Here is a 25302-nt window from a genome sequence, read left to right on the forward strand (position 1 = left end):
GGGCGGGGGCCGTCAGACTACGGTCAGCGTGACGACGGAGCCTTCCGGGACGCTTGTGTTCACCGGGTCCTGGGCTCGGACCGTACCAAAGAATCCGCCGAGGATGTTGTCGACTTTGACCGTGAAGCCGAGTTCCTCAAGGGCCTTCTGCGCTTCGGCGGCCTGCTTCCCGATGAAGCTTGGCACCTGGACCATCTTCGGTCCCTTGGAGATGGTGAGCGTCACCGATCCGCCCTTGGTCAGGTTGCCGGAGGCCGGATCCTGCGCCACGACCGCGCCCTTGGGCACCTTCCGGTCGTGGACGGTTTCATCGGCGACCACGGCTTTCAGCCCGGCAGCTTCGATCGCCGCGACCGCGTCTGCCTGCTTCTGGCCGCGCACGTCAGGCACCGGAATGGGCTGCGGTCCCTTGGAGACAGTGAGGTCCACGGGCGTGCCGTGCCGGACCGGGTTGCCGCTGGGCGGTGCCTGCGCCAGGACCGTCCCGGCGGCCGCGGATTCATCGAAGGTCTCGGAGATGTTCCCCAGTGCCATGCCCGCGCCGTTAAGGGCCGTCTTGGCCTCGTCCAGGGACTTTCCGGTCAGCTCCGGCAGGGGGAACAGCTCGGGGCCCTTGGAGACAGCGAGGGACACCGGCTGGAACTTCCGGATGACCTCCCCGGCCGCCGGCTCTGAGGCAACCACCAGTCCGGGGGCGACGTCGTCGTCGAAAACGTCTTTGGTGGTGGACTGGAACCCGGCCGTGCGGAGCAGCTGCTGCGCCTCGGCCACGGTCTTGTTCGCGAGTTCCGGAATCGTGCCGGGGGAGCCCGGCCCCATCCCGAAGAACCAGCCCGCCCCGCCGGCCAGCAGTGCAGCGATGACGAGGACGAGGATCCAGAGCAGTCCGCGGCGCCGGGGGTTGCCCTCGCGCAGGCTCCGGACCGGGGTGGCCGCGGCGCGCTGCCGGGCTTTTTCCTCGTCGCGGTCGTGTTTGCGCTGCGCCCGTTTGCCGGCCGGAACGGCGGAAGCGTCGTCGTCGCCGTCGTAGTCGCCGGCCGCGTATGGTGCTTCGTCCGGGGCGGACAGCGGGCCGTAGCCGGGGTGGCGGGGGGCCGCGGACATCACGGTGGTCGGGTTGTTGCCGCGCGCGATGAATTCCGTGGGCTGCTGCCGGCCGCCGATGACTTCGGTGGCGCCGTTGGCGGCGAGCGGATCCGGGGCGCCGCCGGGGCGTCCTGCCGGCGGAAGCGGCACGGCCGGCAGGGCCTGACGCGCAGCCGGGGGCTGCAGGTCCAGTTCGGCGTCGCTCAGGTTCCGCCGGATGTGCCGGAGTTCGGAGAGCAGCGCGTTGCCGTCGACGGGGCGCTTGTCCGGGTCATTGGCGGTGCACCACTGCACCAGCTCATCGATTTCGGTGGCGAGGCCCGGAACGTGCTCCGAGGGGGCGCCGACGGCCGAGTTGACGTGCTGGTAGGCGACCTGGATGGGTACCTCACCGTCGAAGGGCTGCCGGCCGGTAATCATCTCGTAGAGCATGATCCCGACAGAGTAGATGTCACTGCGCGCGTCCGCCTGGCGGCCAAGCACGAGTTCGGGGGAGAGATACGCGACGGTGCCGATCAGCGCGCCGGTGCTGGTCGAGGTCGAAATGGCGCGGGCCAGGCCGAAGTCGCCGAGCTTGATGCGCCCGTTATCGGCAATCAGCACGTTCTCGGGTTTGATGTCCCGGTGGATGAGGCCGGCGTCGTGGGCCGCGCCCAGCCCCTCGACGACGGGATCGATCAGTGCAAGGGCCAGGCGCGGCGGGAGAGCGCCCTTGTCCCTGAGGACGTCGCGCAGCGTGTGGCCCTTGATGTACTCCATCACCAGGTAGGCCACCCGGTCGTCCTCGCCCTGGTCCAAAACTCCCACGACGTGGGGGTGCGACAGCCGGGCGGCGGCCTTGGCTTCGCGGCCCAGCCGGTCAAGGAACTGGGGGTCGCCGGTCATGTGGGGATGCAGCACCTTCAGCGCCACATCACGCTCCAGCCGGCGGTCGGTGGCCACGTAGACCGTGGACATCCCGCCGCTGGCGAGCCTGGACTGAATCAGGTACCGGCCATCCACCAGGGTGCCAACAAGAGGGTCCGACGAGTAATCCTGCACTATACGATCCTAATCGCTGCACGGAAACGGGTCCGAATCCACCTGCGATTCGGACCCGTTTCGTTATCCGTCGGGGCTTGGCCAGGGCGGCTGGACGCCGCCGCGTGGCCCGCCGGAACTCCTAGCTGAAGTTCTTCTGGTGGGCCTTGATGGATTCCACGTACTGCTTCGTGTCGTCGTACATGCCGTACTTGCTGACCGAGTACTGGCCCTGGTAGTAACCCGCGATGGCGGTGTCCAGGTCCGGGCTCGTGCGGGTCAGCTGGCGGATGATCGCGACGCCCGCCGTGGCGTTGTCATAAGGGTCCAGCAGGTTCAGCTGGCGGCCCACCAGGTCCGAGGCCCACTGGCCCGAGGACGGGATGACCTGCATGGTGCCGATCGCGTTGGCGGGGGAGACCGAGCGGTGGTCGAAGCTGGATTCCTGGAAGGCGAAGGCCAGGGCCAGCGAGGGGTCAACGCCCATGCGGCGGGCGGTGTCCGCCACGATCGTCTTCATCTGTTCGCGGCTGGGCACCGGCGAGGCGTTCAACAGGGCCTTGTTCTGGTTGGCGGAGCTGACGACGGCGGCCGGGTAGGTGAAGCCGAGGAAGGTACTCGGGACCAGCGGCGTCACCGTGGCAGGCGGCGGGGTGGAAGGGGTGGAGGCCGGAGCGAGGGACGACCCCGAGAGCGCGAGTTTCTGGCCGGGGTAGATGATGCTGCTCATCGTCAGGCGGTTGGCGGAGAGGATGTCCGCGAGCTTGACCCCGTTCCTGGCGGCAATGCCGGAAAGGGTGTCGCCGGACTTGATGGTGTACGACCCTGACGCGGGGGCCGCCGGGGCCGGTGCGCTCGGGGCGGGGGCGGCCGGGGCGGGGGCCGGAGCAGCGGGGGCCGACGGCGCAGGTGCAGCAGTGCCGCCGCCGATCTTGATCTGCTGCCCGGGATAAATAATCGAACCCATGTTGAGCCCGTTCCAGCCGAACACCTCGGAGAGCTTGACGCCGTGTCGGGCCGCGATAACGCCGAGGGTGTCGCCCGGCTTGACGGTGTAGACGCTGCCGCCGGCAGCAGCTGCCGGCGCTTCAGGGGCTGCCGGCGCCGCCGGTGCAGTCGCCGGGGCCGAGCCTTCGAGCTTGATCTTCTGGCCGGGGTAGATGATGGTGTTTGCCTGCAGCCCGTTCAACGCCAGAACCTGTGTGGTGTCCAGGCCAAATTTGCCGGCAATTCCGCTGATCGTGTCACCGCGGGCGATTGTGTACTCAGCCGGGGCGGAAACCTGGGCAGGACGGAACGAGGACGGAACAGTGACCGGGACGGAACCGGCAGGAATCAGGGCCGACGCCAGCGCCCTGGCGGTCTGGCCCTGAGCCTGTGCCTCAATGGCCGCGGCCAGCGTGGCCGGGATGGCGCGGGGGCGCGATTCCGCCGCAGCCGGCTGTGCGATCGCCAAGGAAGAAAGGACGACGGCGGGAAGTGCCGCCGTCGTGGCCGCAATCATCGGCAGGCTGGGCCTCGGGTTGGGCTTTGGCGAACGTGACGTCGTCATGGGGGAAGATCCTCTTCTCAGCGTCCAACGCTGCGGGTCTGGCCTGGCTTACTCGTAATTATCGCTGTGACTGGTGTTACCAATGTGACTCAAGTTATCACTGTTACAAATGTGATCCATGCGAATCTCTCACAAATGGGCAAATAGCACAAGAACTGTTTGACATTCCGAAAATGCGCTCGCGTGGAGTGTCGGTCGGAGAGGCGGCACTCGGCCCGTGGGCCGCGTCCGGAGATTGGCCATTTAATAGCCGGGCGCCGACTAGGCGCAGGGCCCGCCGGCATGGCAATCTTGATCCGTGAGTAATGTAGAAAGCCTGGTGGGCGAATGGCTGCCCCTTCCCGATGTCGCGCAGCTCCTGAACGTTTCGATTACTAAGGTTCACGCACTTCTTGATGAACGTGCGTTGGCTGCATTGAGGGTCGGTGAACGCCGGATCCGTTGCGTTCCTGCCGAATTCATTCAGGACGGTCATGCGGTCGAGAGCCTTAAGGGAACGATTGTGGTCCTCGCGGACGCAGGCTATTCCGACGAGGAACTCATTACCTGGCTGTTTACCCCGGATGAATCGCTGCGTGGCCGGCCGATCGATGCCCTGCGCGAGGGGCGCAAAACTGAAATCCGGCGCCGGGCGCAGTCCCTGGCCTGGTAGCCGCCCCGGAATTTCCCGGTCCCTAAACCAAATGCGGGCCCTGCACCTCGAATCTGAGGTGCAGGGCCCGCATTTGTTAATGCCGCCGCGTTGCGCGTGGAGCTGAGTAGTGAGTGCCGCTGCGTGGATCAGGCCGCGCGGCTGACCGTGGCCTCCGCCAGCTTTCGGAGCGCAGTCTTGGGCAGCTCATCCAGCGGCAGGAGGTCCAGGGCGGAGAAAGCCGCGTAGCCGAATTCCTCGATCAGTGTTTCCGTGGCCTGGAGTGCGCCGCACTCTACGATGATGCGGCGGATTTCGTCCACATCGGCGTCGTCCAGCCCGGGGCTGCCGAGCTTCTCGTCGATGAAGGTGGAGTCGGCCTGACTGGCCAGGTCCAGGGCAAAGGCGATCAGTACGGTCCGCTTGCCCTCTCGGAGATCGTCTCCGGCCGGTTTGCCCGTGGTGACAGGGTCGCCGAAGACTCCCAGGACGTCGTCGCGGAGCTGGAAAGCCTCGCCAAGCGGGAGGGCGAACGCCGAGTAGCCCCGCAGCAGCTCGTCGTGGGCGCCGGCCAGTGCGCCGCCCAATGCCAGCGGATGTTCGGTGGAGTACTTGGCCGACTTGAACCGGATGATGGACTGGGCCCGGCTGACTGCTCCCGCGCGGTCCCGCCTGGGACCCGCGACCTCCTCGAGGATGTCCAGGTACTGTCCTGCCATCACCTCGGCCCGCATTAGGTTGAAGATCAGCCGGGCCCGGCTTCCGGACGCCGCGCTCTGCCCGATTTCGGTAAAAGATTCCTCGCTGAAGGACAGGCACAGGTCACCGGTCAGGATAGCGGCCGCGTGGCCGAACCGTTCGCTGTCCAGCGCCCAACCCTGCGTCTCGTGCAGGTCGCTGAAGCGCCGGTGCACGCTGGGGCCGCCCCTGCGGGTGTCCGAGCGGTCGATGATGTCGTCATGGATCAGGGCTGCGGCCTGGAAGAGCTCCAGCGCGGAGCCTGCTGTCACCACTTCGCCGGCTCCGGCCTCGCCACCGGCGCCGCGCCAGCCCCAGTAGCACATCAATGCCCGCAGGCGCTTTCCGCCGGTGACCAGGTTCGAAATGGATCCCATCAGCGGATCAATGTCCGGGGAGATCGAGGACATCACCGCCTGGCGGGTGGTGAGGAAATCGGTTAGCTTTCCGGCGACGGCGGCAACAAACGCGGTCTGCTCCAGGCGCAGCTGCTCCGCGAGGGTCACTTGACGGACTCGGCGGCGACGTTCGCGCCGATCGTGAAGGTGGATACCCCGGCGGTTTCCACCACCGAGATGTTGACCGTTTCGTTGTCACTGCGGAGGAAGTCCTTGGACGGTACCGCGCCCACTGCTTCGCCCGGAACGGCCTTGAAGCCTTGTGCCTCAAGTTCCTTCGTGTAGTAGGCGAGCACGTCGGCGGACGGCGCGGAAATACTGCCGACAAGAGCCACGGTGGCGGGCGTAGTGGTCTTGTCAAAACTGCTGGAGACGACCTTCGCACCAGGCATCACGGGCAGGAGCTTCTCCGGGAACCCGGGGACCATGGCGCCGACCGTGGCCGAGGTGCCGGGTGCGGCGGAGGGGCTGGCCGGAGCTGTGGTGGAGGGCTGGGACGCGGAGGGAGCCGGCGAGGCCGACGCGGAACCCGAAGGAACGGTCCCGGGGTTGGGGGGCGTGCATGCGGCCAGAGCCATCAGCGTGCCCGCCGCCATAACGGCTGCCGCAGCACGGTTGCGCGGTCCAAATACCTTCACAGGGACTTTCCTCCTGGTGTTGACGCCGGATTCAGCCTCCAGTTTAGTCAGTCCCGGGGCATAGGATTGAAGTTGTGGGGCCGGACCAGGATAAACAGCAGCGGGAGCAGTCTCCCCAAGGCGCACCCAGACGGCTTAGCGATGCGCAATTACGCGAGTTCCGGCGGAGCAGCATCATGCACGTGGACATGGACGCTTTCTTTGTCTCGGTGGAGCTGCGCAGCCGGCCGGAACTCGTGGGAAAGCCCGTTATTGTGGGCTACCCCGCGGACCGTTCTGTTGTGCTGTCCGCCTCGTACGAGGCCCGGAAGTTCGGCGTCAGGTCGGCCATGCCGATGGTGGTCGCCATGCGGATGTGTCCCTCCGCTGTGGTCATCGAGCCCAGGCACAAGCTGTACTACGAGGTCTCCGGCCAGATCATGGAGATCTTCGGTTCGATTACCGAACTCGTGGAGCCCCTCAGCGTGGATGAGGCTTTCCTCGACGTTGGGGGAGCGATCCGGCGCCTCGGCCCGCCCCGCGAGATCGGTGAGCTTATCCGCGCGCGGGTCCGCAGCGAGCTGGGCATCACCGCGTCCGTGGGAATAGCCGCCAGCAAGTTCGTGGCCAAGATTGCCTCCACCCGGTGCAAGCCGAACGGACTGCTGCTCATTGGGCCCGAGGAGACGGTCCCTTACCTGCACAGCCTTCCGGTCAGCGCCCTCTGGGGTGTCGGGGCCAAAACCGTCGACGTGCTGGCCCGCATGGGCATCCGGACAGTTGCGGACGTCGCGGCGTCCCCGCTGCCGTCCCTGCGGAAGGTCCTCGGCATGTCAGGGGAGCACGTCTACCGCCTGTCGTGGGGGATCGACCCCCGCCCGGTCACCCCTGTCCGGCTGGAGAAGAGCATCGGCGCCGAAGAGACCTTTGCTGTTGACACCGCCGACGAGGCACTGCTGCACCGGGAATTGCTCCGGCTCTCGCACCGGACCGCTGAGCGGCTCCGCAGTGCAGGCATGCACGCCCGTACCGTGGCCCTCAAGCTGCGCTACGCGGACTTCTCCACCATCACCCGGAGCCGCACGGTCAGCACGCCGATCGACAGCGCCCAACTGCTCTACGCCGTCGCTGTCCAGCTGCTGGAATCACTCGGTGACCGGCCCATGACGGTGCGGCTGGTGGGCATCCGGGCCGAACAGCTCGAGGAAGCCGCGCAGGCGCCCCTGCAGCTGAGCCTTGACCGCAGGGACGACAACTGGCGGGCGGCTGAGCAGGTCCTGGATCAGGTCACCCGGAAATTCGGCACCAAGTCGGTGCTTCCGGCCCGGCTGCTGGACCCCGGAAGCAATTCGGGGTGACCTCGGCGGTCCAAAGTCCCCGTCACGAAGTCAAGGGGACGTTCGGCATCTTTCAGAACAGGGCGCAACAAACTATCCTTATTTATACGTAAGTTTGGAACGACTGGATCGAGCGTTCGGACTAATGCAGGACCAGCTGAACACCCCGCAAGGGGCCGTGGAAAACCCCATTCGAGCAACGGCGGCGAATGGGAACCACGCGCGAATCCCGCACGTTGTGGGTTTAGGGACACTGGCCGCGTCAGTCTGGACGTTGGCCGACTTAAGGAGGTCGTGATGCCGCTCTCGGAGCACGAACAGAAGTTGCTGGAGCAACTTGAGAAGCAGCTGCATGAGGACGATCCCAAGTTCGCCAGCTCGATGGGCTCGGACGCGGGACGTTCATGGTCAACCCGCCATCTGGTGATCGGTGTCCTGGCCACGCTGGCCGGCGTCGTAATCCTGCTCTTCGGCGTGACGATCCAGAACATCTTCGTAGGCGTTCTGGGCTTTGTGGTGATGGGCGCAGGCGTCTACTACGCCACCATGCGCGCTTCGGCTGCCGGCAAAGCCAAAGCCGCGGGCACGGCCCGGAAGTCCGGGAAGCCCAGGAGTTCGTTCATGAGCAATCTTGAGGAACGCTGGGACGAGAGGCACCGCGGGGAATCCTGAGCCCCGAAGGGGCGGCCCGTTCCTCCGGTACTGGCCTACCGGTTCCAGCTTCCAGCCCCCGCCCTCCATTCCGCACCACAGGGACACCACAGGTGGCATAGAAGACCCGCTTCGGCGGGTCTTTTGCCGTTAAACAGGGTGTTCCTGCCGCATACAGCGCCGCAGGAACACCGAAAGAACCACCGCGGCCCCCTGCCTGGGCCGTGCCAGGCAGCGGACGGCTGACGCCCTCTCCAGTCCCTCCACTGCGCACCACCGGGCCCACATCCCTGCCATTGCAAGGAACCTGGAGGCAGTCAGTCCCACAAATAGACGCGAAAATCTTCGGCGTGTCGTTGACTGTGGAGGGATGTGGAGTAATGTGGAGGACGTAAGAGGGTAGTGGCAGCACAGGGGACGTTGGGCTTCCTACGAACAGACAGGCGGTGGGCCGTGTTTCTCGGCACACATTCGCCGCGTCTGGACGAAAAAGGTCGAATCATCCTTCCCGCGAAGTTCCGTGAGGAGCTTGCCGGCGGACTGGTTCTCACAAGGGGCCAGGAACGCTGCATCTACGTTTTCAGTGAGGCGGAATTCGGCCGGGTTCACGAGCAAATGCGGGAGGCTCCAATCTCCAACAAGCAGGCTCGTGACTACATCCGGGTCTTCCTCTCTGGAGCCTCCGACGAGGTACCTGACAAGCAGGGGCGCGTGACGATTCCGCCGGCGCTCCGGGAGTATGCAGGACTCGGCCGGGAACTCGCCGTTATTGGTGCAGGAACCCGCGCTGAGATCTGGGACGCCCAGGCCTGGAACGAATACCTCGCAGAGAAGGAAACGGCCTTCTCGGAGACCGACGACGCCATACCGGGGATTCTCTGAAGCCCCACAGGAACCAAGCAGTGCAGCACGATTCTTGATCAAGATCTCCAGCCGCCCATCCAGCTGATTTCCTGGCTCACTTCCCCGGAGCCAGGCGGACGCAGGATAGGCGCGGATGGGGATCTGGACCAAGAAGCGGCCAGCACGGCCCGCAACAGCACTCCAACAATTCAGCCGGACAACGAAAGGACGCAGGCATGACGGACCCTGACCAGGCGAAGCCTACGTCCGAACGGCATGTACCGGTCCTCAAAGACCGGTGCATCACTTTGTTGGCACCCGGATTCGAAGCAGCCCGCAGCCGCGGCGAGACCCCCGTGGTCATCGACGCAACTCTGGGCATGGGCGGCCACTCCGAGGCAATGCTGCAGCGCTTCCCGGAACTGCACCTCATCGGCATCGACCGTGACGAGGAAGCACTGGCCCTGGCGGGGGAGCGGCTCAAGCCCTTCGCCAACCGGACCGACCTGGTGCACGCCGTGTACGACGAAATCCCCGACGTCCTGGTGGACCTCGGCTTCGCGGAGGTCCACGGAGTCCTGATGGACCTCGGGGTCTCCTCGCTCCAGCTGGACGAACGCGAACGCGGCTTCGCGTACTCCTTTGACGCCCCGCTGGACATGCGCATGGACACGAGCCGCGGCCAAACCGCCGCCGACGTCGTCAACAACTACAGCGAAGAGGACCTGGTCCGGATCATCCGGAAGTGGGGCGAGGAGAAGTTCGCCGGCCGCATCGCCAACCGGATTGTCACCGCACGCGCCGCGAAGCCCTTCACCACGACAGGGGAACTGGTCGAGCAGATCCGCGATGTAGTCCCCGCCGGTGCCGCCAAATCCGGCGGACATCCCGCCAAACGCACCTTCCAGGCCCTCCGGATTGAAGTCAACGAGGAACTCGACGTCCTGGAACGTGCCATCCCCGCAGCCATCGACGCGATCGCCGTCGGAGGCCGCGTCGTCGTGATGTCCTACCACTCGCTGGAAGACAAGATCGTCAAGGGCTTCTTCCAGGCCGGATCCAAGTCCTCCGCGCCTCTCGGCTTCCCCGTCGAGCTGGAAGAGCACAAGGCGGCACTGAAAACCCTGACGAAGGGCACCGAAGTGCCCACCGCCGCCGAAATCGCCGAAAACCCACGCGCTGCCTCCGCCAGGCTCCGCGCCGTGGAACGTATCAAAGCCAGGAGGGCCGTATGAGCACCGCCGCTGTCAGCAGATTCCCCGTTGCCACAGGCGCCACGGCCCGCGCCCTCCCCGGGATCACCCCCGGTACCGGTCCCTCCCGGAAGGCGCGCACTCCGCTCTCTCTGGTCCAGTCGGCCCCGCGGAAACGGCGCGCCCCGTTCGTTGTGCTGTGCTTCGGCCTCCTCGCCGTTGCCCTCATCGCAGTGCTGGTCCTGAACATCTCCGTCTCGACGGCGCAGTACCAGCTGGTGCAGCTGCGGAGCCAGCAGTCCACCCTGACGAAGCAGAACCAGGACCTGACCCAGCAGGTGCAGAACTTCGACGCCCCGCAGAACCTGGCCGCGAAGGCCACCGAGCTGGGCATGGTCACCTCCACCGGCAAGGGCCAGATTGATCTGTCCACCCTGACCGTCACGGGCAAAGCCAAGCCGGCGGTGAAGGGCGACGCCCCCGGGGCCGTTATCGCCGCCCCGGCGGTCGCGGGCCAGCTCAACGTTGTTCCGCCCGCCACCGTCAATGAGCCTCTCGCGAACCGCAAGCCGGCAGCCGCCGACCCAGCTGCTGCGGCAACGACCCCGGCCGCCGCAGCGCCGGCAGCCGCGGAACCCGCGCCCGAGGCTGCACCCGCCCCCGCCGCACCGGCAGTCGAACTCCACGGCGGCTCCGTTCCTGCCCCCGCGCAGAAGGTCCCGGGACAGTAAGCAGGACGGACCACCAGCCAGGCAAGAAGCAAGGAAACATCGTGGCGCAGAACACCGGCAAGGCACGCAAGGCGAAAGCGCCGAACGCGACCCGGCGGCTGCGCCTGGGCCTTGGCGTCATGCTGACGCTCCTCCTGGTCGTCGGCGGAAAGCTCTTCCTCGTCCAGGGCCTCGACGTCGGAGGCATGGCCGAGGCCGCCCTCCAGAACAGGCTCACACCGGTCGAACTTCCAGCCGAGCGCGGCAGCATCCTGGACGCCAACGGCACTGTCCTTGCCAGCAGCGTGATCCGCTACAACGTCGTCGTCGACCAGAGAGTCAACACCAAAACCGAGACGTTCCGGCGTTTCGACGAGGCCACGGAAGAGCTCGTTAAAGTGTCCCGGGACGAGGGCATCTCCGAGCTCGCCGCACTGCTCGGCATGGAGAAGTCCACGCTCAAGGATGCTCTCACCGGGAACCAGCCGTACTACATCGTCGCCAAGGACGTGAAGCCCGACGTCGAGGACCGCATCTCCAAACTCCAGATCCCCGGCATCGTCACAGTAGGCACCAGCAAGCGTGTGTACCCCAACGGCTCGGTGGCCGGCGGGATTGTGGGCTTCCTGAGGGACGGCACCACCGGCCAGGCCGGCCTCGAGCAGACGCAGGACGAGATCCTGAAAGGCACCCCCGGCAAGCGGCTCTTCGAGATCGGCGCCGACGGGCTCCGCATCCCGGTCGGAGTGGACCAGCTGACCCCCGCCGTGAACGGCAAGGACATCAAGCTCACCCTGAACTCGGATCTCCAGTACTTCGCCCAGCAGGCCATTCAAAGCCAGCGGGACAAACTCAGTGCCGAGTGGGGCGTCGTCATCGTCCAGGACATCAAGACCGGCGACATCATCGCAATGGCGGACACCAACGCCCCGGACCCCAACGATCCGGGCAAGGTCGATGCGAAAGACCGCGGCGTCCGTGCCGTCACGGCCGCCTACGAGCCCGGCTCGGTGGAGAAGATGATCACGGCCTCAGCCCTGATCGAGGAGGGCAAATCCAGTCCGCTGGACAAGTTCACCATCCCGCCGTCGTACACCGTGGACGGTCAGACGTTCAACGACTCCTTCACCCACGGCACCGAGGACCGGACCCTGGCCGGCATCCTGGGCTGGTCCATGAACACCGGCACCGTCATGGCCGGCCAGCGGCTCAGCAAGGAGCAGCGCTACGACTGGCTGAAGAAGTTCGGCATCGGGGAGGCGCCGGACATTGGACTCCCTGCCCAGACCAAGGGCATCCTGACACCCTACGAGCAATGGGACGGCCGCCAGGAGTACACCGTGCTGTTCGGCCAGGGCGTCTCGCAGTCCACGCTCCAGACCGTCCGGGCCTTCCAAAGCATCGCCAACAACGGCGTGATGCTCCAGCCGCGGCTGATCGACAGCTACATCACCCCTGACGGCACAGAGGAGAAAGTGCCGGCGCAGGATCCCCGGCAAATTGTCTCCCCGGACACCGCCCGGCAGGTCCGGGACATCCTCGAGAGCGCCGTCACGGAGGGCCAGATCAAGGAAGCGGGGCTGGACGGCTACCGGGTCGGGGCCAAGACCGGCACCTCGCAATCGCCGTGTGACGACGGCACCGCCGGGTTCTGCGGCTTCACGGCGTCGATGGTGGGGATGGCGCCGATGGACGATCCGCGGTTTATTGTTGAAGTGGTCCTGCAACGGCCCAAGGGCGATATCTACGGAATCTCGAACGGACCGGTTTTCCGGTCCGTGATGAGCCAGGCGCTGCGGACGTACAACGTCCCGCCGTCCACCGGAGAGCCCGTCCGGTTGCCGCAGTACGCCAAGTAGCACGCGCGAGAAACCAGCACCAGCCCGTCCACCACGAACCTGTACCGGGAAAATGAGCCTGCGGGCCGGAGTGTTCCTCCGCGCGCAGCGCCCGATCCGCCAGCACCACCAACGGAGATCCACTTGTCAGATCAGAATGCCCCCGGCGCTTCCGCCGCGCCGTCCGGTCCCGGATCCACCTCGGCCTTCCGGCCCTCTGCGGTGGCGGCCGTGCCACTGGCCACCATCGGTGCGTCGATCGGCGTCGTTGTCCCCGGCGCATCCGGCACTGTCCTGGTCACCGGGATCTCCCTGAATTCCCGCGCCGTGCTGCCCGGCGACCTGTACGTCGCACTGCCCGGTGCGAGCCGGCACGGTGCCGACTTTGTCTCCCAGGCGGTGGAGGCCGGAGCGGCGGCCGTGCTGACGGACGACGCCGGCGCGCGCCTGCTGGCGTTCTCGCACGACATTGCCGTTCCGGTGCTCCTGGCAGAGGAACCCCGAAGCCTCGTGGGCGGACTCTCCGCCCTGATCTACCAGCGCCGCCCCCAGGATGCGCAGACCCCGGCGCTCTTCGGCGTCACGGGCACCAACGGCAAAACCACCACCACGTACTTCATCAACGCCCTGCTGCAGGCCCTCGGGCAGAAGACCGGACTGATCGGCACCATCGAGATCCTGGCCGGCGGCGCGCCGATTCCCAGTCTCCTCACGACACCCGAATCCACCGATGTCCACGCCCTGCTCGCGCTGATGCGGGAACGCGGCCTCGACGCCGCCTCCATGGAGGTCTCCTCGCACGCCGTCTCGTTCCACCGCGTGGACGGGGTAGTGTTCGACGTCGCCGGCTTCACCAACCTGACCCAGGACCACCTCGACCTGCACGGAAGCATGGACGAGTACTTCCAGACCAAGGCCCGGCTCTTCACCCCGGAACGGGCCCGCCGCGCCGTCGTGACAGTTGACGATGAGTGGGGCCGAACGCTGGCCGCCACCGCCGGCATCCCGGTCACCACACTGGCCACCCACGGCGACGGCACGGCGGCCGGGACGCCGGCAGCGGCGGACTGGACGGTCATCAACCCGGCCCCGCGCGGGCTCGGCACGGACTTCACCCTCCGCCACAGCAGCGGCACGGAACTGCGCGTCCATGCCGGGCTGCCCGGCAGCTTCAACGTGGCCAACGCCGCGCTGGCCACAGTCATGGTGCTCGACGGCGGCCACGACGCCGCTACCGTCCAGGCGGCCCTCGACGCGGGCGACCCCTTCACGGTCGCCGTCCCCGGCCGCATGCAACTCGTCTCCACCGCCCCCGCCGCGGTGGTCGACTTTGCCCACAACCCGGACGCCCTGGCACGGGCACTGGAGGCGGTACGTTCCCCGGAACCGGGATCCCGCGTGATCATCGTCTTTGGCGCCACCGGACAACGCGACCAGGGCAAGCGCCCGGCCATGGGTGCCATCGCCGCACGCCTTGCCGACACCGTCATCGTCAGCGACGACGACCCGCACGACGAGGACGCCGCGGCGATCCGTGCCGACGTGATGGCCGGCGCGACCGGGGCCAAGGAAGACGAGGGCCTCGGCTGCACCATCCTGGAGGTTTACCCCCGGGACGTCGCCATCCGGAAAGCCGTGGAACTCGCGGGCCCGGCAGACACCATCCTCGTCGCGGGACGGGGCCACGAAGTGTGGCAGGAAGTCAAGGGTGTCAACCTCGCCCTTGACGACAGGGTGGAGCTCCGCTCCGCCTTGACAGCTCGGGGATTCACCGTTCTCGAAGACCAGCGGATAGAGTCCTAAACCGACATGATTGCATTTACCGCGGCGGAAATCGCCGACATTACCAACGGCCGGCTGGCCGCGGAACCGGGGATTACCCCCGGGTCCGTGGTGACCGACTCCCGGGAAGCCGCACCGGGATCCCTCTACGTGGCCAAGCCGGGGGAGACGGCCGACGGCCACGACTTCGTCGCCGCCGCGTTCGACCGCGGCGCCGTACTGGCGCTCGTCGAGCACGACGTCGCCGACGGGGCCGGGGTCAACTACCCCGCCGTTGTGGTCAAGGACTCGGTCCTCGCGATGGGTGCCCTCGCCGCGGAAGCCGTCCGACGGATCCGTGCCAGCCGCGCGGCCGACGGCGAGCCGCTGACCGTGATCGGCATTACCGGTTCCGCCGGGAAAACCACCACCAAGGACCTGCTCGCCGGAATTCTCGCCGCGGAGGGTCCAACCATTGCCCCGCAGGGTTCCTACAACGGCGAAGTCGGCGTTCCGCTCACCGTTTTCAAGGCCGGGGTCGACACCCGTTACCTCGTGATCGAGATGGGTGCCACGGGTGTAGGACACATCAGCTACCTTGCGGAGATGGTCCGCCCCGATATCGGAGTGGTCCTTGGCGTCGGCACTGCCCACGCCGGCGAGTTCGGCGGAGTGGAGAACATCGCCCGCGCCAAGGGCGAACTCGTTGAGGCGCTGCCGTCCGAAGGCACCGCCGTCCTCAACCTGGACGATGCGCGGGTCGCCGCGATGGCGGAGCGCACCCGGGCCACTGTCCTTGGCTACACGGCCCAGGCTGCCGGCGACGCAGCAGGAGCCGGGCGGGTCCGCGCGGAAGGCGTCGAGCTGAATGCCGGCGGCTGCCCGGAATTCGAACTTTTCCTGCCCGGTGAGAGCACCGGCCACCACGTCACGGCCCGGCTGATCGGCGCGCACCACATCGCCAACCTGCTGGCGGCCGCGGCTGCCGCGCACTCGGCCGGCGTACCGGCGGCGCGGATCGCCGCGTCCCTCAGCGCCCAAACGGCCGCCAGCCGCTGGCGGATGGAGCGGACCGAGCGGGCCGACGGCGTCACCATCATCAACGATGCCTACAACGCCAACCCGGAATCCATGCGCGCAGCCCTGCGCACGCTCGCCGACCTCGGACGCGGCCGGCGGACCTGGGCCGTGCTGGGCGCGATGCTCGAACTGGGCCCCGATTCCATCCGCGAACACATGGCGGTCGGCACCCAGGTGGTGCGGCTCAATATTTCCCGACTCGTCGTCGTGGGACGCGAGGCACGCTCGCTCTACGTCTCCGCCGTCAACGAGGGATCCTGGGGCAACGAATGCGTCTTCGCCGAGACCCCGGACGAGGCCTACGAACTGCTGCAGGCGGAACTGGAACCCGGTGACCTGGTGCTCTTCAAGTCTTCCAACAGCATCGGGCTGCGTCATTTGGGCGATCGGATAGCATTACCCCCAGACACTGCCGGAACCGCCACTGAAGGGAGTGCGCTGCTGTGATTGCACTGCTGATGGGCGCTGGACTGGCCCTGCTGTTTGCCTTCCTGGGCACCCCGCTCTTCATCCGCTTCCTGGTCCGGAAGAGCTACGGGCAATTCATCCGGGATGACGGCCCCACCTCCCACCACACCAAGCGCGGCACCCCCACGATGGGAGGCACCGTCGTCGTCCTGGCGGTGCTCGCGAGCTACGGCATCACGCATCTGATCATGTGGCTGATCAACCCGGCGTCGCCGGGCCCGTCCGCCTCGGCCCTGCTGCTGCTGTTCCTGATGGTCGGCATGGGGCTGGTCGGATTCCTGGATGACTTCATCAAGATCTCCAAGCAGCGGAGCCTGGGCCTGAACGCCAAGGCCAAGCTGATCCTGCAGGCCGCCGTAGGCATCATCTTCGCGATCCTCGCACTCTATTTCCCGGACGAGACCGGGGTGACGCCCGCGTCGTACCAGATCTCCCTGGTCCGCGACATCCCGTGGCTGAACCTGGCCTTCGCCGGCACGCTCCTGGGCACCATCCTCTTCGTGCTGTGGTCCAACCTGATCATCACCGCCGCCACCAACGGCGTGAACCTCACGGACGGCCTGGACGGACTCGCCGCCGGCGCCTCCATCATGGTGTTCGGCGCCTACACCCTCATGGGCATCTGGCAGAGCAACCAGTCCTGCGGTTCGCCGCGGCAGGCAGGCTCCGGCTGCTACACGGTCCGTGACCCGCTGGACCTTGCCCTGCTCGCCGCCATCCTCAGCGCGGCCCTGGTGGGCTTCCTGTGGTGGAACACGTCACCGGCCAAGATCTTTATGGGGGACACCGGGTCTCTGGCCATCGGCGGCGCCGTCGCCGGCTTCGCGATCCTGTCCCGGACCGAGCTGCTGCTCGCCTTCATCGGCGGCCTCTTCGTGCTCATCACCCTCTCGGTGATCATCCAGGTCGGCTACTTCAAGCTCACCAAGGGCAAGAGATTCTTCAAGATGGCCCCGCTCCAGCACCACTTTGAACTCAAAGGCTGGGCGGAAGTCACCGTCGTCGTCCGGTTCTGGATCCTGTGTGGCCTCTTTGTCGCCGCCGGACTGGGCATCTTCTACGCCGAATGGGTGGTACTGCTGTGACTGGTCCTATTCCGGCGCCCCTCACCACCTCACCCAGGCTCCAGGACCTGGTCACCTGGGACTCCGACTGGGCCGGACTGCGGGTCGTCGTCACCGGCATCGGAGTGTCCGGCTTCGCCGCCGCGGACACACTGATCGAACTTGGTGCCCGCGTGGTCGTCGTGGACGCCGCCACCGGCACCACGGCGCAGGCCCAGGCAGACACCCTGCGCATCGTCGGGGCCGTGGACGTCCTGCTCGGCGAGGACGCCGTGGAGACCGTCCCGAAAATCGACGGTGCAAAGCCGGACCTGATCGTCACCTCCCCGGGCTGGCGGCCGGACCAGGCCCTGCTCGCCGCAGCCGCGAGGGCCCACATCCCCGTCTGGGGCGACGTCGAACTCGCGTGGCGGGTCCGGGAACGCAAGGGACGCAAGACCGCGGACTGGCTCACCATCACCGGCACTAATGGCAAGACCACCACCGTCGGGCTGACCGAATCGATGCTGCAGGCCGCCGGACTCAAGGCGATCGCCGTCGGCAACGTCGGCACCCCGATCCTGGACGCCCTGCGCGATCCGGTGGACTACGACGTCTTCGCCGTCGAGCTCTCCAGCTTCCAGCTGCACTGGAGCGATTCGGTCTCCCCGGTGGCGAGCGTCTGCCTTAACGTGGCCGAGGACCACGTGGACTGGCACGGCTCCTACGCGTCCTACCTGGCGGACAAGGCCAAGGTCTACGAAAACACCCAGAAGGCTTGCGTCTACAACGCCGAGCAGATCGAAACCGAACGCATGGTCGAAGAAGCCGACGTCGTCGAAGGCTGCCGCGCGGTGGCCTTCACCACCGTCACGCCGGCCGTCAGCATGCTCGGCGTCGTCGAGGGACTGCTGGTGGACCGCGCCTTCATCGCCGAGCGCAAGGACAGCGCCGCGGAACTGGCGTCCGTGTCCGACCTTGGCGCCGTGGCCCCGCGTCACATGGTGGCCAATGCCCTGGCCGCGGCGGCGTTGGTCCGGGCCTACGGCGTCGAACCTGCCGCCGTGCGCAAGGGTCTGCTGAACTACCTGCCGGGGGACCACCGCATCCAGGTTGTCGCACGGCACGACGGCGTCCTCTGGGTCAACGACTCCAAAGCCACGAACCCGCATGCGGCCGCGGCATCGCTCTCCGCGTTCGAGAACGTCGTGTGGATCGCCGGCGGGCTCTCCAAAGGCGTGAATTACGACGCGCTTGTCCAGGAGCACGCGCGCCGGCTCAAGGCCGTGGTCCTGATCGGGGCGGACTCCGGCGATCTGCGCTCCGCGCTGCAGCGACACGCACCGGATGTCCCCGTGATCGGTGAGGGGAAGGGCGAAACTGAACAGGTGCAGACTGCCGGGACGGCCGACGCCGAAGCAGGACCCTCACCGATCTTCGGCGAGACTGTGATGGCTCGGGCTGTTGCCTCGGCGGCGCAGCTAGCCGCCTCCGGGGACACAGTGCTCCTGGCCCCGGCGGCTGCATCCATGGACCAGTTCTCTTCCTACGCTCACCGTGGCGACGCCTTCATTGAAGCTGTCCGCGAGCTCGTGGAAGGGCAGGCTCAGACCAGCAAGGAGTAACTATGGTCAGCACGCCCACACGTTCCCCCGCGGCCTCTTCGGCTGCAACCAAGCCGTCCGGAACACCGTCGTCAGCAACCTCGTCGTCGGCAACCCGGCCTTCCGACGTGCCGGCCCCAGCCGGCGTGCAAGCAGCCGGCCGCAAGGTCCGGGGCTGGTATCGGGGTTTCTGGTCCGCCCTCGAAGGAACGGGCAAGTCCCGCAACGGCTCCACGTACTACCTGATCCTGGGTTCCACCCTGGCACTGACGGCGATCGGCATCATGATGGTGCTCTCGGCCTCCAGCGTCGAGGCCATCGCAGCGGGGGAGTCGCCCTACACGGCAGCCCTGAAGCAGGGGCTGTTCGCCGGGATCGGGCTGTTTGGCATGTTCCTGCTCTCGCGGGTCAACGTCGTCTGGCTCAAACGCGGCGCCTGGATCGCCATCATCGTCGCCTTCGTCCTGCTGGTGCTGGTGCTGCTGGTCGGCCGCAGCGCCCTCGGCAACAAGAACTGGATCGACGTCGGGCCGTTCACGTTCCAGCCTTCCGAGGCGGCCAAACTGGCGCTTGCCTTGTGGATGGCCACGGTCCTGGACCGCAAGGCCAAGTTGCTCTCCCAGGCACGGCACGCCCTGGTCCCCGTGGTTCTCCCGGGAGCCGCAGGAGTGATCGGCCTCATCCTGGTGGGCAACGACCTCGGCACCGCCATGATCGTCATGATGATCACGGCCGCCGCCCTGTTCTTCGCCGGGGTGCGGCTGTACCTGTTCGGCATCGCCGGCGCCGTCATCGCCGTGGGCACGGCCGTTATGGCGATCACCAGCCCCAACCGGATGTGCCGGATCCTGTCCTGGTCCGGCCAGACCTGCGCGGACGGCTCCGACCTCAACTACCAGTCGACCAACGGCCTGTACGGCCTGGCCTCCGGGGGCTGGTTCGGGGTGGGGCTGGGGCAAAGCCGGCAGAAATACAGCTGGATCCCGGAAGCCCACAACGACTTCATCTTCGCCATCATCGGCGAGGAGCTCGGACTGGTCGGAACACTCGTGGTGCTGGTGCTCTTCGCCATCCTCGGCACCGCCATCTACCGGGTTGTAGTAGCCCAGAAGGACATGTTCCACCGCGTCCTGGCCGGCACCATCATGGTCTGGCTGCTGGGCCAGGCGACGGTCAACATGGCCGTGGTCACCGGACTGGCCCCCGTGGTGGGCATCCCGCTCCCGTTCATTTCCTACGGCGGCTCGGCGCTGCTCATGTCCCTGTGCGCGATCGGCGTAGTCTTGTCACTGGCCCGGGCTCAGATGGCGCCCGGGCTCCAGCCCAAGGGGTTGTTCAGGTACGGCCCGGCCGGGCTGGCGGCGTCCCTGCGGAAGCGGAACGCCGAGCGCGACGCAGCCAAGAGCACAGCCAAGAAGAAGGCCGGCAACACAGCCGGCAAAACGGCCACAACGGCCAAGGCGACTGCCCCCGCCGCGGCCGCCCCGAAATCCGTGGCCCCAAGATCCGCCGCCCCAAGATCCGCGGTCACCACGGACTCCCCAGGGACGCCGGCCAACCGAAAGCCGGCCGCCAGAACTCCCGCCCCCCGCAATCCTGCACGAAAGCGTAAATAGGCCTCCATGAACACCGAGTCCCCTGTATCCCAGTTATCCGTCGTCCTCGCCGGCGGCGGAACAGCCGGGCACATCAGCCCGCTCCTGGCCATCGCCAACGCCGTCCGGGAAGCCCGCCCCGATGCGCGGCTGCTGGCCGTGGGTACACCGGGCGGCATGGAAGCCCGGCTGGTTCCGGCCGCCGGGGTCGACCTCGTCACGATCAGCCGCGTTCCCTTCCCGCGACGGCCCTCCCTGGACCTGCTGCGGCTGCCCGGGCGACTGGCAGGCGCTGTCAAGCAGGCCGGGGTCATCCTCGAGGAGGCCAAAGCCGACGTCCTGGTCGGCGTCGGGGGATACGTCTGCACGCCGATGTACCTGGCCGCCCGGCGCCGCAAGATCCCCATCGTCATCCACGAGGCCAACACTCGGCCCGGGCTCGCGAACCGCGTGGGGGCACTGCTGGGCGGACACGTGGCCGTGGCCTTCGGCGCCACCAGGCTGGGTGCCTCCCGCCACTTCGGCATGCCGATGCGCAAGGAAATCTCCGGCCTCGACCGGGCCGCCGCCAGGACCGCGGCCCGCGCAGCACTCGGCCTGGACCCTGACCGCCCGGCCCTGATTGTCACCGGCGGCTCCTCGGGCGCCCAAAGCATCAACCGCACCATGGCCGCGTCGGCAGGCCTCCTCGCGGAGGCCGGCATCCAGACCCTGCACATCACCGGCCGCGGCAAGGCAGTCCACGACGCCGACGGCAAGCCACTCGCCGCCCCCGGCTACCAGCAACTCGAATACGTCGACGGAATGGAAACGGTGTACGCCGCGGCGGACCTGCTGCTGGCCCGCTCCGGCGCCGCGACCGTCAGCGAGGTGGCCGCCGTCGGCCTGCCCGCCGTCTTCGTACCGCTGCCGATCGGCAACGGCGAACAGGCGCTCAACGCAGCCGGACTCGTCGAGGCGGGAGGGGCCCTGCTCGTCGAGGACAGCACGTTTTCTCCCGGTTGGGTCAGCGAGCACATCATCCCTCTGCTGCAGGACCCTGCCAGACTTGCACGGATGGCTGACAGCGCCGAGAAGCTCGGCATTCGCGACGCCGACCGGAGCATGGCGGATCTGGTCCTTGAGGCGGCGGCCTCTGTCCAGGCGAAGTCCGCGAAACCCGTGAAACACGTCAAACCCGGCAGGAAGCAGTAGAGCAATGACCCAGCCCGAGCACCAGCACACCACCTCGGCCGTCCGCTCCGCGGAATCCCTCGGCCGGATGCATTTCATCGGTATCGGCGGCGTAGGGATGTCCGCCGTGGCCCGCGTCATGGTGGCCCGCGGCCTGCCGGTCAGCGGTTCCGACGCCAAGGACCTGCCGGTCATGACGGACCTGGCCGCGGCCGGCGCACGGATCTGCGTCGGCTACGACGCCGCCAACCTGGGCGACGCGCAGAGCGTCGTTGCCGGCTCCGCCATCCGCCCGGACAATCCCGAGCTGGCTGCGGCGCGGGCGGCCGGACTGCCCGTGCTGCACCGCTCGGAGGCACTCGCGGCCGCGATGGCGCAGGACACCGCCGTGACGGTGGCCGGCACGCACGGCAAATCCACCACCACATCGATGATTGCAGTGCTTCTGCAGGGCGCGGGGCTGGACCCGTCGTTCGCCATCGGCGCGAACGTTCCGGCGCTAGGCGTGAACGCCGCCAGCGGCAGCTCGCCGGTCTTTGTCGCGGAGGCCGACGAATCCGATGGCTCCTTCCTGAACTACCGCCCGCAGATTGCCGTCGTGACGAACGTCGAACCGGACCACCTCGACTTCTACGGCACGGCCGAAGCCGTGTACGCCTCCTTCGACCGCTTCACCGCGCTGCTTCCGGCAGACGGCGTGCTTGTCGCCTGCGCTGACGATCCCGGCGCCAGGGCCCTGGCCCTGCGGACCCTGGAACGCGGCAACACGCGAGTCGTGCTCTACGGCACCAGCGATGACGCCCAGCTCGTTCTGCACGACGGCGGCCCCGGGGACGTCTCGATCACCACCCCCGCCGGCCGGTTCCCCCTCGACCTCCACGTGCCCGGGCGGCACAACGCGCTCAACGCGGCGGCGGCGTTCGCCGTCGCCCTGGAACTCGGCGTCGACCCCTCGACTGCCGCCGGCGCTCTGGCGCACTTCACGGGCGCGTCCCGGCGCTTCGAGTTCACGGGCGAGGGCCGCGGCGTCCGGGTCTACGACGACTACGCCCACCACCCCACGGAAGTACGGGCGGCCCTTTCTGCCGCACGGTCGGTGGCCGGAGGCCACAAGCTGCACGTCCTCTTCCAGCCGCACCTGTTCTCCCGGACCCGCGAATTCGCCGAAGAGTTCGCCGCAGCGCTCAACGCCGCTGACACGGCCCTGGTCCTGGATATCTATCCCGCCCGCGAAGACCCGATTCCGGGCGTCAGCAGCCAGCTGATCGCCGACCACCTTGGCGCCGGCGGCCGGCTTGTCGGGCCGGGCGGTGAGGCTGTGCAGGCCATGGTGTCCGCCGCCGCGCCGGGGGACATCGTGCTCACGGCCGGAGCCGGCGACGTCACGGCCTACGGGCCGCTGATTGTTGCGGCCCTGAACGACGGTGCGGCCCTCAACGACAGTGCAGCCCTGAACGGCGGTGCTCCCGGTGCCTAGCACCCGCCGCCCCAGTTATAGGGCAGGTGCGGGCCGTTCGCCGTCCGCGCGCCAGACGGCGTCGCCCGATGTCATCTCGGCATCCAAGGAGAGCCCAGGCGGGCCCAACAGCACCGCCAGCGGTGCCGGGGCCGCGCCGGTGACCCCGGCGGCCCGGGACAATGTGCTGTCCTTTCCCGAACCGAAGGCCAAACGCCGCAAGCGCATCCTGTTCGGCACGATCGGTGCCCTGGCCGCGCTGGTCGCGGGGATCCTCGCCGCGGCTGTCTACTCGCCGGTCCTGGCGCTGCAGACCGTAACCGTGGAGGGCACCAAACTGCTGACCACGGAGCAGATCCAGACCGCCCTCGCGCCGCTGCAGGGCAAGCCGCTGCCGCAGATCAGCGACGGCGACGTCACCGCACTCCTGCAGCCGCTGGTCCAAGTCAAGGAAGTCAGCACGCAGGCCCGCCCGCCGTCGACGCTGCAGGTCAAGGTGACCGAACGCGTGCCCGTGGCGCTGGTCAAACAGGGTGAGGCGCACCAGCTGGTCGACGCCGACGGCGTGACGCTCAGCGACTCAGCAGACCCGGCTGCTACGCAGCTTCCTGTCATCGACGGCGGAGGCGGCACCCTGCCCAAGGACCTGTTCCATGCCATCACCGGGGTCCTGGGGGCGCTGCCCGCCGATGTGCTGGCGCGGCTCTCCAACGCCTCGGCGAAGTCGGTGGATGCCGTTGAGCTCAAGCTCGTCGACGGCCAGACCATCGTCTGGGGAAACTCGGGGGAGAAGGAGCTCAAGGCAAAGGTCCTCGAGGCCCTGCTGAAGGCACCTGCGGACCCGAAGAACCCCGTCCGGATCTACGATGTGAGTGTGCCGCGGCACCCGGTCACCCGATAGCTGCCCAGCACTTGGCCGGCGAAGGGCAGGGGCGCCCGCAACCCGCTGGGCCCTCGGCCGGCCGCCGCAGCGACACCAGCAGCAACGCCGTCCGAAGCACGGTCACGAGGACGGCACCAAAAGAAGCTATTTCGGCGGTATTACCGCGACACGCGGCGACGGTTATTGAATGTCACCACGCAAGGAAATAGCGTCACAGCATGAGTTACTTGACATAACTATAACCTTCAAGTCGAAGGTTAAGGTTCAAAGCTTCAAGCCCGACTCCAACAGTTTTCGCAATAGAACACGAACAAGGGACACGTAACGTGGCAGCTCCGCAGAATTACTTGGCCGTCATCAAGGTCGTCGGCATCGGCGGCGGTGGCGTGAACGCAGTCAACCGCATGATCGAGGTCGGTCTTCGAGGCGTCGAATTCATCGCTGTCAACACCGATGCGCAGGCATTGTTGATGAGCGATGCAGACGTCAAACTCGACATCGGGCGTGAGCTGACGCGCGGCCTGGGAGCCGGTGCGAACCCTGAGGTCGGCCGGCAGGCTGCCGAGGACCACGCCGAAGAAATCGAAGAGGTCATCCGCGGCGCTGACATGGTCTTCGTTACCGCCGGCGAAGGCGGCGGCACCGGGACCGGCGGCGCTCCCGTCGTCGCCCGCATCGCCCGCTCGCTCGGCGCGCTGACGATCGGCGTTGTGACCCGCCCGTTCACCTTTGAAGGCCGCCGCCGCGCTGGCTCTGCCGAGGCCGGCATCGACGCGCTCCGCGACGAAGTCGACACGCTCATCGTCATCCCGAATGACCGCCTGCTGTCCATCAGCGACCGCAACGTCTCCGTTCTGGACGCGTTCCGTTCCGCTGACCAGGTCCTGCTCTCCGGTGTCCAGGGCATCACCGACCTGATCACCACCCCCGGCCTGATCAACCTCGACTTCGCCGACGTCAAGTCCGTCATGCAGGGCGCCGGTTCTGCGCTGATGGGCATCGGTTCGGCGCGCGGCGAAGACCGCGCAGTGAAGGCCGCGGAGCTCGCCATCGCCTCGCCGCTGCTGGAAGCGTCGATTGACGGAGCCCACGGCGTCCTGCTGTCCATCCAGGGCGGCTCGGACCTCGGCCTCTTCGAAATCAACGAGGCCGCCCGCCTGGTCCAGGAAGTGGCCCACCCCGAGGCCAACATCATCTTCGGCGCGGTCATCGACGATGCCCTTGGCGACGAGGCACGCGTCACCGTCATCGCGGCCGGCTTCGACGACGTCAAGGCCACCTCGCCGTCCATGGACCAGTCCCTTCCGCAGTCGGCACCGCAGCGTCCGGCCGCCCCGGCAGCAGCTCCGGTCCAGGCTCCGTCCTCCGCCCAGGTCCAGCCCCTGCACGCCACGGTCGGCGCCTCCGGCTACGGCGGCTGGGGCCAGCAGCGCCCGTCCGCAGTCCCGGCTGACTCCGGCTTCGACGTCGACCTGCCGTCCGTCGTGGAGCCGGACCTCTCGGGCCGCCACTCCGACGACCTGGATGTCCCTGACTTCCTCAAGTAGGTCCTGAAGCACCATGGCACTGCCGGATGGCAGTGCCATGGTGCTTTCTCGTAGGATCGAAGTTCTGCAAACAAGTTC

The 25302-nt window shown here is 67.4% G+C and carries 19 protein-coding genes and 1 pseudogene; 16 read left to right on the forward strand and 4 right to left on the reverse strand.

The window, feature by feature from the left end:
- Nucleotides 1-12: 12 nt before the first annotated feature.
- A complete protein-coding gene (locus tag AB4Y67_RS08485) occupies nt 13-2130 on the reverse strand; it encodes a protein kinase domain-containing protein (RefSeq protein WP_441405392.1) in 2118 nt (705 codons plus the stop codon).
- Between the two features lie 118 nt (nt 2131-2248).
- The gene (locus tag AB4Y67_RS08490) at nt 2249-3658 is read right to left on the reverse strand and encodes a LysM peptidoglycan-binding domain-containing protein (RefSeq protein ID WP_441405340.1); all 1410 of its coding nucleotides are present in this window, start codon (nt 3656-3658) and stop codon (nt 2249-2251) included.
- Nucleotides 3659-3956: 298 nt separating this feature from the next.
- Between AB4Y67_RS08490 and AB4Y67_RS08495 the strand changes: the two genes are divergently transcribed.
- Entirely contained in the window at nt 3957-4310 is a 354-nt protein-coding gene (locus tag AB4Y67_RS08495; protein WP_024367566.1) for an Rv2175c family DNA-binding protein, read from the forward strand.
- A 128-nt stretch (nt 4311-4438) separates the two neighbouring features.
- Here the strand turns inward: AB4Y67_RS08495 and AB4Y67_RS08500 are convergent, their stop codons facing one another.
- Nucleotides 4439-5533: a polyprenyl synthetase family protein gene (locus tag AB4Y67_RS08500; protein ID WP_441405341.1), complete on the reverse strand. Its 1095-nt coding sequence runs from the start codon at nt 5531-5533 to the stop codon at nt 4439-4441.
- On the reverse strand, nt 5530-6063 hold the full coding sequence (locus tag AB4Y67_RS08505) for a hypothetical protein (RefSeq protein WP_441405342.1): 534 nt from the start codon (nt 6061-6063) through the stop codon (nt 5530-5532). The genes AB4Y67_RS08500 and AB4Y67_RS08505 overlap by 4 nt, the downstream gene beginning before the upstream one ends.
- Before the next feature lie 74 nt (nt 6064-6137).
- Between AB4Y67_RS08505 and dinB the strand changes: the two genes are divergently transcribed.
- From dinB to ftsZ, 15 genes and pseudogenes are all read left to right on the forward strand, one after another.
- Entirely contained in the window at nt 6138-7400 is a 1263-nt protein-coding gene (dinB, locus tag AB4Y67_RS08510) for a DNA polymerase IV (protein WP_441405343.1), read from the forward strand.
- A gap of 276 nt (nt 7401-7676) precedes the next feature.
- Nucleotides 7677-8051, forward strand: coding sequence for a DUF3040 domain-containing protein (locus AB4Y67_RS08515; protein WP_441405344.1), 375 nt, complete (start codon nt 7677-7679; stop codon nt 8049-8051).
- Between the two features lie 432 nt (nt 8052-8483).
- On the forward strand, nt 8484-8912 hold the full coding sequence (mraZ, locus tag AB4Y67_RS08520; RefSeq protein ID WP_056431195.1) for a division/cell wall cluster transcriptional repressor MraZ: 429 nt from the start codon (nt 8484-8486) through the stop codon (nt 8910-8912).
- Between the two features lie 197 nt (nt 8913-9109).
- Nucleotides 9110-10108 carry a 16S rRNA (cytosine(1402)-N(4))-methyltransferase RsmH gene (rsmH, locus tag AB4Y67_RS08525; RefSeq protein WP_441405345.1) on the forward strand — a complete coding sequence of 333 codons (999 nt, stop codon included), beginning with the start codon at nt 9110-9112 and terminating at the stop codon, nt 10106-10108.
- Nucleotides 10105-10797, forward strand: coding sequence for a hypothetical protein (locus tag AB4Y67_RS08530; protein WP_441405346.1), 693 nt, complete (start codon nt 10105-10107; stop codon nt 10795-10797). Before rsmH ends, AB4Y67_RS08530 begins: the two co-directional genes overlap by 4 nt.
- 41 nt (nt 10798-10838) lie before the next feature.
- Nucleotides 10839-12635 (forward strand): peptidoglycan D,D-transpeptidase FtsI family protein, encoded by a 1797-nt coding sequence (locus AB4Y67_RS08535; protein ID WP_441405347.1) that lies wholly within the window; start codon nt 10839-10841, stop codon nt 12633-12635.
- A 123-nt stretch (nt 12636-12758) separates the two neighbouring features.
- On the forward strand, nt 12759-14417 hold the full coding sequence (locus tag AB4Y67_RS08540) for a UDP-N-acetylmuramoyl-L-alanyl-D-glutamate--2,6-diaminopimelate ligase (protein ID WP_441405348.1): 1659 nt from the start codon (nt 12759-12761) through the stop codon (nt 14415-14417).
- A 6-nt stretch (nt 14418-14423) separates the two neighbouring features.
- The gene (locus AB4Y67_RS08545; protein WP_441405349.1) at nt 14424-15902 is read left to right on the forward strand and encodes a UDP-N-acetylmuramoyl-tripeptide--D-alanyl-D-alanine ligase; all 1479 of its coding nucleotides are present in this window, start codon (nt 14424-14426) and stop codon (nt 15900-15902) included.
- On the forward strand, nt 15899-17008 hold the full coding sequence (gene mraY, locus AB4Y67_RS08550) for a phospho-N-acetylmuramoyl-pentapeptide-transferase (RefSeq protein ID WP_441405350.1): 1110 nt from the start codon (nt 15899-15901) through the stop codon (nt 17006-17008). The genes AB4Y67_RS08545 and mraY overlap by 4 nt, the downstream gene beginning before the upstream one ends.
- A complete protein-coding gene (gene murD, locus AB4Y67_RS08555) occupies nt 16990-18591 on the forward strand; it encodes a UDP-N-acetylmuramoyl-L-alanine--D-glutamate ligase (protein ID WP_441405351.1) in 1602 nt (533 codons plus the stop codon). Before mraY ends, murD begins: the two co-directional genes overlap by 19 nt.
- Nucleotides 18592-18593: 2 nt before the next feature.
- Nucleotides 18594-19919, forward strand: a pseudogene (gene ftsW / locus AB4Y67_RS08560) (putative lipid II flippase FtsW); the annotation flags it as partial.
- A 273-nt stretch (nt 19920-20192) separates the two neighbouring features.
- Nucleotides 20193-21359, forward strand: coding sequence for a UDP-N-acetylglucosamine--N-acetylmuramyl-(pentapeptide) pyrophosphoryl-undecaprenol N-acetylglucosamine transferase (locus AB4Y67_RS08565; RefSeq protein ID WP_441405352.1), 1167 nt, complete (start codon nt 20193-20195; stop codon nt 21357-21359).
- Nucleotides 21360-21363: 4 nt separating this feature from the next.
- Complete coding sequence (murC, locus tag AB4Y67_RS08570) at nt 21364-22815, forward strand: UDP-N-acetylmuramate--L-alanine ligase (RefSeq protein WP_441405353.1); 1452 nt, start codon at nt 21364-21366, stop codon at nt 22813-22815.
- Nucleotides 22808-23695 carry a cell division protein FtsQ/DivIB gene (locus tag AB4Y67_RS08575; protein WP_441405354.1) on the forward strand — a complete coding sequence of 296 codons (888 nt, stop codon included), beginning with the start codon at nt 22808-22810 and terminating at the stop codon, nt 23693-23695. Before murC ends, AB4Y67_RS08575 begins: the two co-directional genes overlap by 8 nt.
- A 308-nt stretch (nt 23696-24003) precedes the next feature.
- The gene (gene ftsZ / locus AB4Y67_RS08580) at nt 24004-25224 is read left to right on the forward strand and encodes a cell division protein FtsZ (RefSeq protein WP_441405355.1); all 1221 of its coding nucleotides are present in this window, start codon (nt 24004-24006) and stop codon (nt 25222-25224) included.
- Nucleotides 25225-25302 lie beyond the last annotated feature (78 nt).

The organism is Arthrobacter sp. YAF17 (assembly GCF_052113365.1).
GTDB lineage: Bacteria > Actinomycetota > Actinomycetes > Actinomycetales > Micrococcaceae > Arthrobacter.